This is a genomic window from Coprococcus sp. AF38-1, from assembly GCF_003603945.1.
GTDB classification, from domain to species: Bacteria; Bacillota; Clostridia; order Lachnospirales; family Lachnospiraceae; genus Coprococcus; species Coprococcus aceti.
In genome coordinates this window covers 163953-179779 of sequence record NZ_QVGO01000006.1, presented here as the reverse complement: position 1 = coordinate 179779, position 15827 = coordinate 163953, and the positions used below count along the sequence as shown (strand labels likewise).

Genomic DNA, 15827 nt, shown 5'->3' with positions numbered 1-15827 from the left:
TTCCTCCTTAATCTCTGTTATATCTGTCCTGCCTTGTGACAGCGAACCGTATGTCCCGGTGATACCTCTGTCTCCTCCGGGCGCTCCTTCATACAACGTTCATCCGCATATATACAGCGTGTACAGAACGGACATCCCGGCATCGGCTTTGCCGGATCAGGTATATCACCTGGCTTAAGGTCTATGTCAAAGCCCGCATCCTCAAGTCCCTTGCTTATACTCGGAGCCGCCTTGAGCAGAACCTTTGTATATGGGTGCTGCGCATTCTTGTATATCTCGCTGCTCGGTGCACTCTCGACTATCTCTCCGAAATACATGATCTTTATCTGATCCGCGATCTGTCTCACCACAGCCAGATCGTGGGCGATCAGCAGCATGGACAACTTATATTTGTCCTGCAGATCCATCAGCATATTTATGACCTGTGCCTGCAATGACACGTCCAGTGCCGATATAGGCTCATCGGCAAATATGATCTTCGGTGTGACGACCAGACACCGCGCTATGATTATCCTCTGTCTCTGTCCACCGGATAACTGATGCGGATATCTGTCAAGGAACATCGGTGCCATTCCAACCTGTGAAAGTGTGTCCAGAATGATCTTCTCCCTCTCCTCCTTGTCCTTCACTCCATTCAGGATCAATGGCTCCTCAAGTGATTCACGGATACTCATTCTCGGATGCAGCGATCCCAGAGTGTCCTGAAAGATCATCTGTATCTTTGCCTTCATATCGCTCTTTTCCTGGGGCGTCATATCGTCCACGGATTTTCCTTCAAATACGATACTTCCGTCCGTCTTGTCCTCAATTCCCAACAGGACTCTCGTCAGCACCGTCTTGCCACAGCCCGACTCTCCGACGATCGCAAGTGTCTTGCCCTTTTCCAGCTCCAGCGAGACATGGTCGACTATGTTCTTCTGTCCGACAACCTTGTTGAACATTCCCTTTTTCACCGGATAGTGCTTCTGCAGATTATCGCAAGATAATACTATATCCTTCATATGATCACCCCAATTCTGTATCTTCGTTAATGTCATAATCCAGTGGGAAATGGCAGGCACACATATGTCCCTCTCCAACCGGTTTCAGTGCCGGCACCTCTTTATGACATATATCTTTCGCATATTCACAACGGGAAGCAAATGGACATCCCTCCGGGACATTTGACATATCCGGCGGGAATCCCGGAATGGATTTCAGTCTCTTCGTCTTACGAGCCTCGAGAAGCGGCACAGAACGGATAAGTCCAACCGTATAAGGATGCTTTGGATTTCTGAGCAGTTCCTTCTTGGATGCCGACTCCACGCATCTTCCCGCATACATGACAAATATGTCGTCTGAGAACTGGGACACCACGCCAAAGTCGTGGGTGATTATCATGATGGAGATGCCGGTCTGCTTCTGCACCTCACTGAGGGCTTCGATGATCTCCGCCTGAATGGTGATTCCAAGACTTGTTGTAGGCTCGTCCGCTATGAGCAGATCCGGGTACAATATCATTGACATCGCTATGAATATCCTCTGTCTGAAACCCGCTGAGAACTCACACGGGTATTTCTTTATGACCTCCTCGCCGTTGGTTATTCCGACAAGCTTGAGAACTCTCATTATCTCCTGTTTTGCCTTTTCTGAGCCCGATGGGGTATGTGCGTTATAGGCCTCGGCAAGCTGTGCTCCAATTGTCATGTAGGGATTGAACGATGTAGTAGGATCCTGGAATATCATGGAGATCTCATTTCCACGGATGCTCTTCATCTCCTTCTCCGGGAGCTTCAGTATATCCTGACCTTTGAACCTGATCTCGCCGCCTGCTATGTAACCCGGAGATTCCACGATCCTCAGTATCGATCTCGCCGTCACGCTCTTGCCGGAACCACTCTCTCCTATTATTCCAAGCACCTTGCCCTTCCGCAGTGAGAAGTTGACTCCCTCAACTGCTTTCACGACTTTGTGCGGACCGGTCTTGAAATAGGTCTTTAAATCCTTTACCTCAAGGATCACATCTGTATCTTTTTCTGTATTATTATCCATACTGTTATCCTCCTATTTGCGAAGCTTTGGATCGAAATGAACCTGAAGATTGTCACCGATAAAATTCAGTCCGAGAACCATGATGATAAGAACGATGCCGGGAATCATGATATACCATGCATCAGATGCAATATAGCCACGGGCATCGGACATTATGTTTCCAAGGGATATCTTTGGCGGATTTATACCGAGTGACATGTAGCTGAGCAAGCTCTCGTTGATGATCATTCCGGCGATATCAAGCGGTATGAGAGGAAGCATGGCAGGGATCAGATTCTTGCCGATATACTTCGTGGATATCCTCCATGAGCTCGCCCCCATGAGCTTTGCCGCTGCGATATAATCTGTGCTCTTCTGGGGTATTACATTTGACCGCACCGTTCTCGCATAGGCCGGCCACAGTGCCAGACTCAGCACTATGGTTACCGACACCTCATTCGGTGCGAACAGTGTGAGTGCGATCATGGCAAGTACGATAAATGGGAATCCCATCTGTACATCGGTGATTCTCATCAGCACTGAATCCAGAGGTCCCGGACTTGTGAGACCGGATATGATTCCGACTATCAGTCCTATGATGGCGGCCAGCAGAACGCTGCAGAAACCAATTATGACTGAGGTACGGATCCCATACAAAAGTCTCGAGAACAGATCACGTCCTATGGCATCAGTTCCCAGCCAGTGTGCCGGATCCTGAAACGGTTTCAATAGTCTGATGGATGGATTTGCTTTGCCCGGGTCCGACGGCGCGATGAGCGGCGCAAAGATTCCGGCAAGGAGATAGATTCCTACAATAATGATTCCAAGTGTAAATAATTTGTTTTTACCAATCCACTGAAGGACTGATCTAAATTTACTTTTTTTCTTCATAATTACAGTCCTCCCTGTGCTTTTCTCATTCGTGGATCAAGACGGATACTTCCAAGATCAATGGCAATATTCAAAACAATAAAGAATACAGAAAACAGAATGATAATCCCCTGAACCAGGTTGTAATCTCTTCGAAGGATCGCATTTAACACCGTGTATCCGATTCCCGGGAAGTTAAATACATACTCAACGACAACGATACTTCCTACCAGGAAGCCAAGCTGTGTTCCGAGGGATATCAGTACAGGGATAAGTGAATTCCTGAGTGCGTATTTGAAATATATCGCCACTGTCGATATTCCTCTCGCATATGCAACCTTGACAAATTCCTGATTGTAGCTGTCTATCAGTGAGGAACGCACAACCTTGGTAAGCACCGCCGTGAGCGGGAGTGCCAGTGCAACTGTCGGGAGCACGCAGGATGCAGGTCCTGAATAATCCATTGACGGCAACAGTCCAAGTCTGACTGAGAAAATAATGATCAACACGGAGGATACCCAGTAGTTGGGCATTGACTGGAACAGTACCGCAATACTCGAGATGAGACGATCTTCCCATTTATTTCCATTTAGTCCTGCGATGGTTCCCAGGATCAAAGATAATATGATCGATATGACCACTGAAGATATCAGCAGTATCAATGATAACGGTGTTGCCTGCTCCATAACATTCAGAACTGTATCGCTCTTGAAATAGGACTCACCAAGATCTCCATGGAACAGATTCACCATGTACATTTTAAACTGCTCCGGGATGGACTTTTCCAGTCCCATACTGTCTCTGATCGCCTGCTGCTGTTCTACTGTTGCTGTCGGAGCCATGACCTTCGCCGGATCTCCCGGTATCATTCGAAGTATTACAAAGCTGATAAATATAACGCAAAAGGTAACAAAAATGCCCTGTGCAAGTCTTTTTAAAACGGTTCCCAGCACTTTGATTTCCTCCCTTCTTAAAAAGGGCCACATGCTGTATCCTTACACATGCAGCCCCTTTTTGTGAATCTAATATATTGCTATGCGCTTACTCTTTTGTGACATTTGTGAAGATATAATCTGCACCACTTGTGTACTCAAGACCTTTGACATTTGATCTTACTCCGAAGATAGTCATGGACTTGATGATAGGGATATCAGGCATCTCCTCTGCCAGGGCCGGAAGGTACTCGTCCTGAAGGATCTGCTTTCTCTTATCTGGGTCTGTCTCAGTTGCGAATCTGTCCATGATGTCCTGAAGCTCTGCCGTAGGCTCATAGTGGCTGATTCGACCTGCTGCATACCATGAATTCAGCTTCAGCTCAGGCTCGATACCTGATGGCTGCCATCCACAGTCGATCATGTAGCAAGGAGTTCCTTCATATAACACATCGCCCCATGATGAAGTATCAAGTGGAACGACCTTACAGTTGATACCGACAGCCTGTAAACAAGCTGCAATGTACTCGTAATATTCCTTTGTCTTAGGGTAAAAACCAACGGATGTGTAGATGTTGAGCTCTGGAAGACCCTCGCCATTCTCATAGCCGGCTTCCTTCAGGCACTCTGCAGCCTTCTCAGGATCGTACTCGCCGACACCACCTACAGCCTTGTAGCCCCATATAGTTGAGGAGATAAAGCTGTCTGCCTTCTCTGCATATCCGCCAAATATATCATTTACGATTCCGTCATAATCGATCGCGTAGGCTATCGCCTTTCTGACGAGCTTCTCATTCATAGGCGGCATCTTGAACTTTGGAATAAGGTGCTTACACTCTGTGGTGAGGAACTTGTCAACCACGATATTGCTGTCTGACTCAAGCACAGACACCGCATCGGAATCAACACGCTCGATGACATCGGCCTCACCTGACTGCAGTGCTGACAGACGTGTTGTGGCATCCGCAACGTACTTGTACTCGATCTTCTTTATCTTAGGAAGAGTTCCCCAGTAATCATCGAACAACTCATATATAGCTGTATCGTTCTCAAAGCTTACCATCTTGTATGGGCCGGTTCCGTTGTATCTCTTATCCAGAGTGTTCTCAGGATCTGCAAGATCGTCAGCGGACATTATCGGAGTTGAACAAAGCATGTTGACCAGAGAGCCAAGAGGTTTTCCCGATGCCGGAGTTATGGTAAATGTATAATCGTCGATGACCTTACACTTTAACTCATCTGCCCACCATGAACCGGATACGTTCTGTGAGCTTGAATATGCCTCACATGATGCTGCGGCATCCTCTGCGGTAAAGTCTGAACCGTCGTGGAACTTTACGCCCTCACGAAGCTTGACCGTCAAGACTGTCTGACTGTCGTCATATGACCACTCAGTAGCAAGATTAGGCTGTGGCTCCTGTGTCTTCTCATCCATGACCAGTAGATGTTCCAGAGCTATGGCCTCTGCGTGAAGCATCATCGTGGAAGTGTGCTTCAGTGGGCTGAGTGATGCCTGCCAGTTCTCTGCTCCCAGGATCACCAGTGTGTCCTTGTCCGTCTTGGACTCAGAGCTTGTTGTCACTGCCTGTGTGCTCCCATCTGTACTTCCTCCAGAGCTTCCACACGCAGTCACTGAAAGTGCCAGTGCGGCTGCCAAAAGTATTGAGCAAATTTTCTTTTTCATAATTCTTCCTCCTTTTCGTGTTTTATCTATGACTCAAGCTGATGCAGACATTTATCGAGGGTTGATGCTATCCAGTCGATATCACACTCCTGGAATGCCATAGGCGGACGAAGCTTTAAGACATTTCCATAAGGGCCTGCAACAGAAGTCAGTACATTGTTGTCTCGCAGAAGTTCGATGGCATCCAGTGCCTTCTGCTGATCCGGAGTCTTCTTGCCGTCATTCTTCGCAAGCTCAAATCCAATGAACAGGCCTGCGCCTCTGACGTCTCCCACAGAATCAGGATGTCTGTCCTTTACCTCCTGCAATGCTTTCAGAAGCTTTGCACCGACCACCTTGCAATGCTCCTGCAGCTTTTCTTCTTTTATGACATTAAGCACAGCCTGTGCGGCTGCGATAGCCACCGGATTTCCTCCAAATGTATTGAAATATGGAAGTTTGTCGCTGAATGCGGCGAGCACCTCATGCTTGGCGGCAAGTCCTGAGATCGGAATTCCGTTACCCATAGGCTTTCCTGTTGTCACCATGTCAGGTATGATTCCATGTCTGGCAAATCCCCAGAACGCATCTCCCGTTCTTGCAAATCCCGGCTGTACCTCATCGGCGATGAATACACCGCCATTCTTATGTACCACATCGATGGCCGCCTTCAGGAAACCGACCGGATTCGGATGTACTCCATCTGATGAAAATATAGAATCTGCAAGGAAGCATGAGAACTTATATCCTGCTGCCTCCAGCTCATCGATCTTCTTCTGCATCTCTCCTGAGTACCATGCGGTGAACTCCTCAGGTGTACCGCCATGTCTGTAATAGTCAGGTGTCTCAATGAGTCTTACATTCGGAAGCAGTGGCTGCTCACTTCCAAGAGCCGGTGAACATCCCGATGTCAGAGCACTTGTTCCGTGGTACGCCTCCCTTGAAACTATGATTCCGGTACCGCCCGTGTATTCCTGTGCCACTCTAAGTGCCAGGTCATTTGCCTCAGAACCGGTACACATGAACATTATCTTGTCTATCTCGTCCGGCATCATCTTCAGCAGATCCTCACTGTAATCAATGATCCTCTCATGCAGATAACGTGTGTGGGTATTTAAAAGCTTCATCTGCTCTGTAACTGCCTCGACCACAGCAGGATGGCAATGACCGATTCCTGCCACATTGTTGTACATGTCCAGATATTTATTTCCCTCTGCATCCCAGAGGTACTGTCCCTGTCCTCTCACAAGGTTGACCGGCTTTCTATAGAAAAGTCTGTATGCACCACCCATCCATTTCTCACGGCGGTTTATCATATCCCTTGTCGTGTTACTGAGCAGTGAACTGTAGTCATCACTGTAGCTGTTAGTGTCCATAATGCTTGATTTAGTAGCCATATTCCACCTCCAAAAGATTTCCCTGTTAAAACAAAAGGGGCACAGAGATGAAACTTTACAGTTCTATCTCCGTGCCCCTTTGCACTCTAAAATCAGATACGCGCTTCTGTTTTGCTTTGTATCATAGCCACGCCCTGTGGGATTGTCAACACATTTTGTGGGTTTTTCTGGTTTTCATTTGTTTTTCATGTTTTTTTGTGTTGTTTTGTGGTTTTATTAGTTTATGTCCCCCAAATATTTATTTTATTAACCCGGGGCAGCGCACAAAAAAACATCACTCCGGTGTCCGAAGTGATGTTTTCCTGTTATATATGATCAGCAATAATCTCTGTCAGCATTATGCCTCGAACTTCTTCACAAGTATACTTGCGTTGTGTCCGCCAAATCCCAGTGAGTTGCTGAGCGCATATTTAATATCCTTATGAACGCCCTCGCCCATGGTGTAGTTGAGATCCATCTCGCCCTCTGTCTCGCGGAGACCTACTGTAGGATGGATGTATGAATCCTCTATAGACTTCACGCACGTTATAAACTCAACTGCTCCGGCAGCTCCAAACAGATGTCCTATCATGGACTTTGTGGAATTGATGTTCACGTTGTATGCGTCATCGCCCATAGCGTACTTGATGGCTCTTGTCTCAAAGAGGTCATTGTGATGGGTACTTGTTCCATGTGCGTTGATATAGTCAACGTCAGCAGGTGTGATTCCGGCCTCCTCCATGGCAAGCTTCATGGCACGTCCTGCACCACTTCCATCCTCCTTAGGGGATGTGATGTGATATGCATCACAGGTTGAACCATATCCGACTACCTCAGCCAGGATCTGGGCACCTCTCGCCTGAGCATGCTCAAGTGACTCAAGTACGACAACTCCTGCGCCCTCAGCTATTACGAATCCACATCTTTCCTTGTCAAATGGTATGGACGCTCTCATTGGATCCTCTGCACTTGAAAGTGCTGTCATTGAGATAAATCCTGATACATTTGTCTCACAGATAGGTGACTCTGCACCACCTGCAACCATGACATCGGCCTCTCCTGCCTGTATATATCTGTAAGCCTCTCCTATGGAGTTTGTTCCTGTGGCACAGGCTGTAACTATGTCAGTACATTTGCCCTCAAGGCCAAACTGTATTGCAACATTACCCGCAGCCATGTTGGATATCATCATAGGAACCATCATTACACTGACTCTGTTCGCTTTGCCCTCTACAACCTTCTTGTGCTCCTTCTCTATGGTTGCCACACCGCCAAGTCCGTTTCCTATACATGTTCCGATCCTTGTTCTGTCTTCCTTCTCAAGGTCAAGACCTGCATCCTTGATCGCCTCGCCTGTAGCTGCTATGGCATACTGACAAAATGGCTCCATACGTCTTGCCGCCTTTGGATCCATATACTGCTTTGGATCAAAGTTCTTCACCTCAGCAGCAAGCTTGCACTTGTAATCGCTGACATCAAACTTTGTGATCTCTCCGATACCAACTGTATTCTTCTTTATATTATCCCAGAATTCTTCTACACTGTTTCCTATAGGTGTCACAGCACCCATGCCTGTTACAACTACTCTTTTCATCTCATACCTCGTATTTTTCATTCTATCTGCTGACAGTGCATTTTTGCACCCCAGATAAAAATAATTTTACCACAATGTAATATATATAACAAGGTTAAATAGTTTTGATTACTACATAGTTTGCTATTTGAGCAGTCCGCGGCTCTCCTTCAGGGTGAGTATCCTTCGGACGCTCTCGTCTATCCTGTCCTCTGACAGCTCGCCGTCCGCCACTGCCTGTTCTATGGAATTCACCGCCGACGCCATATCCTTCGGCTGCAGTATCATATCCATTCCGGCTTTTACCGACATCACTACCGCATCATCCACACTGTAGTTATCCGCTATGGATTCCATCTCAAATGAATCGGTTATGGCAACTCCTTCAAACTTCAGTTCATCCCTGAGAATACCGGTCGCTATCTTGTATGAGAGAGTGGCTGGAACCTCGTCTATATCCGGGACGATCAGATGTCCGACCATGACAAATTCTGCCCCCGCCTCTATACCCGACCTGAACGGCTGCATCTCATCCGCCATAATCTCTTCCTTTGTTCTATGCACATAGGCACTGCTATAATGTGAGTCCTCCGCCGTGTCTCCATGCCCCGGGAAATGCTTCAGGGTGCACATGACTCCTCCGTCGTTGAAGCCCTTCACTGCATTTCCAACGAGCTCTGCCGCCTGAGCGTAGTCATCACTGTATGCGCGCTCGCCGATAACCGTATTGTCTGGGTTCGACCACACGTCCGCCACCGGCGCAAAGTCGAGATTGAAGCCAAGCGCCGACATATCATTTGCTATGGTGTATGCGTTCTCATATGCCGTTTCGTCTCCGTCGTCCTTGTAATAGTACATGGAGCCTATATATGTGGTTCCGACAGTATCCATCAGGCGGTTTACCACGCCGCCCTCCTCGTCGGTCGCCACAAATAATCCTATACTGCTGTACTTCTGGGAGTTGTCGATCATCTCCTTCACCTGATCCTGACTCTCAAGGTTCTTCGCAAAGTACACGATACCGCCAACAGGATAATTCTCCAGAGCCTGTCTGGTCGCATCCCCTGCCACTGTCACGCCGTCCTCTCCCGTGAGCTCCTCCGGAGTCACAAACATCATCTGACAGACCTTTTCATGAAGCGTCATCCCAGCAAGTGTATCATCCACCAGACTCGGCTTCTCCTCCTCGGTCACCTCCGTCGTTTCCTGGCTATCCGCGGTCTGCTCTTCTGTCGTAGTTCCGCTCTCCGTGACATCAGCAGCTACGCCTGTATTTCCATTGTCATTTTCTACGTGGTCCCCGGCTTTCCCCGCGCTGCCTCTCAGCATGAAGATTCCCCATATTCCGGCTGCCAGACACACCATTACGATCAATAACACAATTGCTTTTTTCATTGGTTTTCTCCGTGATTCAATTACAACTGGAACACAACCACCAGAAGCATCTTGAACTGCTCCTTGCCGTATACGGCATGTGGATGCTTTGCAGGCATTACTATTGACTCGCCCTCGTGGAGTTCATACTTGACACCGTCTATTGTCACCTCGCCCACACCGTCAAGGCATGTCACAAATGCATCTCCGTCAGACTCGTGTGTGCTGATCTCCTCATCCTTGTCAAATGCAAATAAGGTTATACTCATGCATACATTCTGGGCAAGTGTCTTACTTACGACCTGTCCCTCCTGATATGCCACCTGATCCTTGAGCTTAAGTACCTCTGACTGTGCGATATTCTTCATGATTCCCATGTTCGTTACCTCCTGATATATTCTGATATATTGTTCGCTTATAGTATTATTCCACTTTTTAGTATTCTAGTATGTTGAAAAATCAACGTACTAGAATTGTTGTAATGATTTATTATGACATTTGTACGAATCAAAACAACCTGGCATGCACACATTACTATCAGAGTACATCTGATCAATAACAAATGCCCAAAATATGACAAAAAAAGCCATTTTTCTATTATAAGTATAGTTTTATCTTTTGTAAACCCAATACCATTCAGCTATTATTAATTAGTGAGGGTCACTACGTTTTTTTGGATTTAAAGGAGCTCTGATTATTATGATAGGTGAACAATTAAGAACACTGCGCACCGCGAACAAGATGACACAGAAAGAGCTTGCAGGGGAGTTATCAGTGGCATTCCAGACTATAAGCAATTGGGAGAACAATTCCATCGACCCGTCTGTGAGCATGATTCTCCGCATCGCTGAATATTTCAACTGCTCCACTGATTATCTTCTCAAAGGGGATGATTCAAGTGCCAAGTATATTGATACAACCCAGTTGACAGAACATCAGCACGCACAGCTTCTTGGGCTTGCAAAGGAATTCTCCAAACTGAACAAGAAATAAAACATAACTTTATAATGTTCATATTACAGATACAGGGTATCACAACATTGTTGCGATACCCTGTTTTCTATTTGTATTATTCCAGATCGTGATCTGTATATCCTACAGGCTCATGCCACCGTCAACCTTGATGACCTGACCTGTTATGTATGATGCCTTATCTGAAGCAAGGAATGCTGCTGTCTCAGCGATGTCTGATACTTCACCAAGTCTCTTGACTGTGATATGGTCAAGCATAGCCTCCTTTGCCTTGTCTGAGAGTGCATCTGTCATGTCTGTCTTGATGAATCCGGGAGCGATGGCGTTCGCTGTGATTCCACGGCTTCCGAGCTCCTTGGCTATAGACTTGGTGATACCTATAACACCAGCCTTGGATGCTGCGTAGTTCACCTGTCCTGCATTTCCCTCTATACCTACTACGGATGACATGTTGATGATACGTCCGTACTTCTGCTTCATCATGGTTCTGTACACATGCTTGATACAGTTGAATGTACCCTTGAGGTTGATATTGATAACATCGTCGAAATCAGCCTCCTTCATTCCAAGTACAAGATTGTCTCTTGTGATTCCCGCATTGTTCACGAGAATATCTATTCTTCCATATGTAGCAACTGCGAACTTCATGAGTGCCTCAGCCTCAGCGAAATCTGCAACATTTGCCTTGAATGCAACTGCCTCTCCGCCTGCTGCCTTGACCTCCTCAACCAGGCTGTTTGCGCGCTCCTCTGAGCCGTTGAAGTTTACTACTACCTTTGCGCCGTATCCGGCAAATGTCCTTGCTATCTCACGTCCGATACCTCTTCCGGCACCTGTTACCACTGCTACCTTGTCCTTAAGCATTCAGTTCCTCCAATTTCGCTAAATCGTCTACAGTTGCAATATTTATACTCTTTACCTCTCTGTTGATCTTCTTCATGAAGCCTGTGAGAGTCTTGCCCGGGCCGACCTCGATAAATGTGTCAACACCGTCAGCTATCATGTTCTCTATTGTCTGCTGCCATCTTACTGATGAGTACACCTGTCTCTTCAGAAGCTCTTTTACCTTGGCTGCGTCTGTGATCTCCTCTGCGTCTGCATTGCAGTAGTAAGGGGCAAATCCCTCTGCAACATCCACGCCCTGAAGGAAGTCATAAAGCTTCTCTCCTGCTGGAACAAGCATCTGTGAGTGGAAAGGACCACTTACGTTAAGTGGGATAACTCTCTTGGCTCCAGCCTCTGCAAGTGCTGCTGATGCTGCCTTAACAGCCTCTGCCTCACCTGATATAACGATCTGTCCAGGACAGTTGTAGTTTGCTATCTGTACCTTGCCAGGTGTGTTCTCACATATCTCGGCAATCTTGTCAGCGTCCATTGCTATGACTGCTGCCATTCCGCCCATTCCGAGAGGTACTTCGTTCTGCATGAGGATACCTCTTCTTCTAACTGTCTTGATGCCGTCAGCGAGAGTCATGGCTCCTGCTGCAACAAGTGCGCTGTACTCACCGAGTGAGAGTCCTGCAAAAACATCAGCCTTGAGACCTGCGTTCTTCAGGTGCTCATATATGGCAACCTCTGCAGCAACCATGGCCGGCTGTGTGTACTCTGTCTTGTTGATGTCATCGTTCTCCTCGAAACAGATCTTCTTAAGCTCTATATCCAGAACGTCATCTGCCTCGTCAAATACCTTCTTGCTGTCCTCAAAACTGTCATAAAAATCCTTTGCCATGCCCACATACTGTGCGCCCTGACCTGGGAATATAACTGCTGTCTTACCCATTTCTTTTTTCCTTTCTTTTAACCTTTATTTTCTATATTTATATCTATCCTGCCACTATGCAGGCTTTTGAAATCACAAGTCATTTGCTATTATATGCCATGCCTCGCAAAATCGCAAGGTCAAGATGCCGCATGTGCGTTTAATGACGCAATCATCTACCGAGCAAGCTCGGAGATGATTGTGTCGCACGGCTCACGAATACTATGTGCGTTAATACCCCAGGTTGCTCCGCACTTCGTGCTCCCGCAACCTGACGCAGTACATTCACACTCCGGCCTGCCGGCCTTCGATGTTTCATGTACCGCTTAACCGCCAAATGACACCGACATCTACCGAGCAAGCTCGGAGATGCCGGTGTCGCTTGGCGGTGTATTAACGCACAAAAAAAGCACATGCCATCAAGCCCCACGGCTCAAAGCATCTGCTGTAAATAAACTCTCATATAATATATATAACCTTGGATGGTCAGTCAGGACTCATGTCCTGGCTGGCTACCAAAGTTATGTCATGTCCGATACATGACAACTTTGAATAACAAATGTATTCAAAACAGTCCAATCTGTTCAGTTAGCAATATTACTCCTCAACACCCTTGCTCTTAAGGTAGTTAAGTACGTCCTCAAATGTAGCTACGTCATCGAGCTCCTCAGCAGGGATCTCAACATCGAACTCATCCTCAAGCTTCATAACGATCTCGTAAAGATCAAGTGAATCAACACCAAGATCATCCTTGAAGTTTGTGTCAAGCTTCATCTCGTCCTGTGAAACTCCTAACTGCTCCTCGAATATTGCCTTAACCTTATCAAACATGTTCTAATCCTCCTAAACTATAGTAAATGTTACCATTATCCTCACGGACGCTTATACTATAACCTAAGGCTACAGTAAAGTCAACACGAAGATTTTCATTGTTTTTTCGCTTATTTTTCAGCGTCAGACTTGATCGCACCTGTCTCATATATGAACTTAACTGTGCTCTTTGTTCCGTCAATTGTACCTGTGAAAGTTGTGTAGGTTGTGTCATCTGAGAAGAGTGCCTCTATATAATCTATGTCTGCCTGATAGTTTCCTGCAAACAGCTTTGTGATCTTCTTGATACCCTCTTCGTTGAACTGCTTCATTCCATCGCTGAGAGTCTTTGAACCTGTTACAAGCTCCTTTGCTCCGTCATCCAGAGTCTTGCTTCCGCTGTCAAGCTGTGATGCTCCATCACTGAGGGTCTTTGCTCCTGCTGCGATCTGGCCTGCACTTGAATCAAGAGTTCCTGCCGCTGTCTTTAACTGGCTGCTTCCATTTGCCAGTGTTAAGCTTCCCTGATACAGTGTGTTCATATTTGTTGATATTGTAGCTGCTCCATCGCTGAGAGTCTTTGTACCCTTCTTGAGTGCTGCTGCACCACTTGAGAGATCTCCGGTTCCCTTTGCGATTGCCTTGACACCTGCATATGCGGAATCGATTCCTGTTGAAATGCTTGAAGCACCGTCACTGATGGTCTTGAGTCCTGTTGACAACTCGCCCATCTTGGTATCCAGTGTCTCAGCACCCTGCTGTAATGCTGTTATCTGTGCTGTTGTCTCCTCTGAAGTCAAAGTAGCTGTGAGGGTCGTTCCTATCTGATCGATCGCATTGAGAGCACCCTTTGCCTTTGCAAGGCCTGTGTACTGTGCAAAATATGCATCGTATGTTCCATCGCCCTTTGCCGCATCCAGAGTAGTCTTACCTAATGCAAGTGCTCCTTCAAGCTGTGACATAGCCGCATCTATTCCGGCCTCGCTTGTTATGGAACCGCCGAGCTGGCTGTATACATTTGACTGAGCCTGGCTTACGATCTGTGATGGCATTCCTGTCAGCATGGTGATCAATGTGTTCACACCATTATTGAGCTCTGTAGCGCCCTTTGCAAGTGCCTGTGAACCTGCATATGCATTGCTTGCTCCTGATGCCAGTGAGCTTGCGCCCTTGGAAAGTCCAGGATTGCTGTCCGTTCCCTCAAAGCCTGCCTGAAGTTCCTTTGCACCACTGTTCAGCTTGTCAGCTCCGCTCTTGAGTGTGCCAACGCTTGTATCGACTGTCTTTGCTCCTGTTGCCAGTGTCTTTGCACCATCGTTGAGAGCTGATGAACCATCCTTTATAGACTTGATTCCATCGTCCAGAGTTCCCATGGCTGTTGATATCTGTGAAGTACCTGCTGCAAGCTGGCTTGTGTAAGTCTCAAGTGAAGCTGCACCGTCTGCCAGTGTGTCAGCGCCCTTCTTCAGTGAGTAAGTACCATCCTTCAGAGTCTCCAGACCATTTGTGATCTTTCCTGAACCCTCCTCGAGCTGATCTGCAGAATCACCGAGCTGACCTACGCTGTCTGTGAGTGAGCTCACATCTGCCTTGTCCTCAACCTCGTCTATGGCATCCTCTGCGCTTGATCCAAGAAGGTCACTTGCTGCAACCGTCATGGTCATTGAGAGCTCGAAGTCTGTGACATCCGCTGTAACCTCAACATAATCAGGTACATCTATGTTATCAAGTGCTGTCTCTATCTTGCTGTCATTTATACCATCCTGTAAGCACTGCTTGAATCCAGGAACTGCATATCCGACTACGATCTGGTTGCTTCCCTCTGAGATGACCTTACCATTCTCAACCTGAACGTTTGAGAACTTATCTACAGGAAGGATCATTCCTGAGAGCATTACAAATGGTGAGATGACCTCTGTATTCTTGCTGTCCACTGTGACTGTCTTCTTGGTGTTGTTGGTATAATCAAATCTGATGGTGACCTTACCGCTCTTGCCTGCAAGCTCTGAAGGCTCTATCTCCTCGCCGTCCAGCTTGTATGTTACCTTTACGTCAACAGGAAGCTCCTCATTTGACTTGCCCTGATAGTAGATATCTGATCCATTTGCAGCCCATGTTATAGTGCCATCGCCGTTGTCCTTGTATTCCTCATAGCCCTTCACGTTCTGGATGTCTGTGAGGTTTGTCTTGTCGTTGAGTCCCTCTGCACCGTCTGAGTTCTTCAGCCATGTGCTGACTGTAACGTCATTTGCATTTCCATTTGCATCGGCAAGGACATATACTGTCTCTTCCTTGTCTGCGTCAGATGCGCCATCCTTGGATATCTCAGATGTAAGTGCATCCTGAAGTGTGTCTGACTCGCTCTCGGTTGTAGCCTCGGCCTTGTCTGAGGATGAGCTGTCATTTGTATCTCCGCATCCTGTTGCCAGTGATGCCATCATAACTGCTGATAATGCAACGCATATATATTTCTTCCATTTGATCATAT

14 protein-coding genes are annotated in these 15827 nt (G+C 47.0%); 1 reads left to right on the top strand and 13 read right to left on the bottom strand.

Annotated features, from left to right (window positions below; translation table 11 throughout):
• Positions 1-17: 17 nt before the first annotated feature.
• The 9 genes from DW025_RS10335 to DW025_RS10295 all read right to left on the bottom strand — a co-directional run bounded on the left by DW025_RS10335 (position 18) and on the right by DW025_RS10295 (position 10175).
• The gene (locus tag DW025_RS10335) at positions 18-1001 is read right to left on the bottom strand and encodes an ABC transporter ATP-binding protein (RefSeq protein ID WP_165854781.1); all 984 of its coding nucleotides are present in this window, start codon (positions 999-1001) and stop codon (positions 18-20) included.
• Between the two features lie 4 nt (positions 1002-1005).
• A complete protein-coding gene (locus tag DW025_RS10330; protein ID WP_119999816.1) occupies positions 1006-2031 on the bottom strand; it encodes an ABC transporter ATP-binding protein in 1026 nt (341 codons plus the stop codon).
• A 12-nt stretch (positions 2032-2043) separates the two neighbouring features.
• A complete protein-coding gene (locus DW025_RS10325; protein ID WP_117550193.1) occupies positions 2044-2901 on the bottom strand; it encodes an ABC transporter permease in 858 nt (285 codons plus the stop codon).
• Positions 2902-2903: 2 nt separating this feature from the next.
• A complete protein-coding gene (locus DW025_RS10320; RefSeq protein ID WP_055145097.1) occupies positions 2904-3833 on the bottom strand; it encodes an ABC transporter permease in 930 nt (309 codons plus the stop codon).
• An 88-nt stretch (positions 3834-3921) separates the two neighbouring features.
• Positions 3922-5496 carry an ABC transporter substrate-binding protein gene (locus tag DW025_RS10315; RefSeq protein WP_119999814.1) on the bottom strand — a complete coding sequence of 525 codons (1575 nt, stop codon included), beginning with the start codon at positions 5494-5496 and terminating at the stop codon, positions 3922-3924.
• A gap of 26 nt (positions 5497-5522) precedes the next feature.
• Positions 5523-6872, bottom strand: coding sequence for an aspartate aminotransferase family protein (locus tag DW025_RS10310; protein ID WP_015534628.1), 1350 nt, complete (start codon positions 6870-6872; stop codon positions 5523-5525).
• A 337-nt stretch (positions 6873-7209) separates the two neighbouring features.
• Positions 7210-8445, bottom strand: coding sequence for a beta-ketoacyl-ACP synthase II (fabF, locus tag DW025_RS10305; RefSeq protein WP_119999928.1), 1236 nt, complete (start codon positions 8443-8445; stop codon positions 7210-7212).
• 123 nt (positions 8446-8568) lie between these two features.
• Complete coding sequence (locus tag DW025_RS10300) at positions 8569-9819, bottom strand: glycoside hydrolase family 3 protein (protein ID WP_119999812.1); 1251 nt, start codon at positions 9817-9819, stop codon at positions 8569-8571.
• Positions 9820-9839: 20 nt separating this feature from the next.
• Positions 9840-10175: a cupin domain-containing protein gene (locus DW025_RS10295; protein WP_022216987.1), complete on the bottom strand. Its 336-nt coding sequence runs from the start codon at positions 10173-10175 to the stop codon at positions 9840-9842.
• Between the two features lie 322 nt (positions 10176-10497).
• On the opposite strand from DW025_RS10295, the gene DW025_RS10290 reads away from it, so the two are divergent.
• Positions 10498-10791: a helix-turn-helix domain-containing protein gene (locus DW025_RS10290; RefSeq protein WP_015534624.1), complete on the top strand. Its 294-nt coding sequence runs from the start codon at positions 10498-10500 to the stop codon at positions 10789-10791.
• Between the two features lie 102 nt (positions 10792-10893).
• Here DW025_RS10290 and fabG read toward each other — a convergent pair whose 3' ends face one another.
• From fabG to DW025_RS10270, 4 genes are all read right to left on the bottom strand, one after another.
• Positions 10894-11634 (bottom strand): 3-oxoacyl-[acyl-carrier-protein] reductase, encoded by a 741-nt coding sequence (fabG, locus tag DW025_RS10285; protein WP_119999810.1) that lies wholly within the window; start codon positions 11632-11634, stop codon positions 10894-10896.
• On the bottom strand, positions 11627-12550 hold the full coding sequence (fabD, locus tag DW025_RS10280) for an ACP S-malonyltransferase (protein ID WP_015534623.1): 924 nt from the start codon (positions 12548-12550) through the stop codon (positions 11627-11629). The genes fabG and fabD overlap by 8 nt, the downstream gene beginning before the upstream one ends.
• A gap of 576 nt (positions 12551-13126) precedes the next feature.
• The gene (gene acpP, locus DW025_RS10275) at positions 13127-13360 is read right to left on the bottom strand and encodes an acyl carrier protein (RefSeq protein ID WP_022216990.1); all 234 of its coding nucleotides are present in this window, start codon (positions 13358-13360) and stop codon (positions 13127-13129) included.
• Positions 13361-13470: 110 nt separating this feature from the next.
• Positions 13471-15825, bottom strand: a complete 2355-nt coding sequence (locus DW025_RS10270; protein WP_119999808.1) for a hypothetical protein — start codon at positions 15823-15825, stop codon at positions 13471-13473.
• Positions 15826-15827 lie beyond the last annotated feature (2 nt).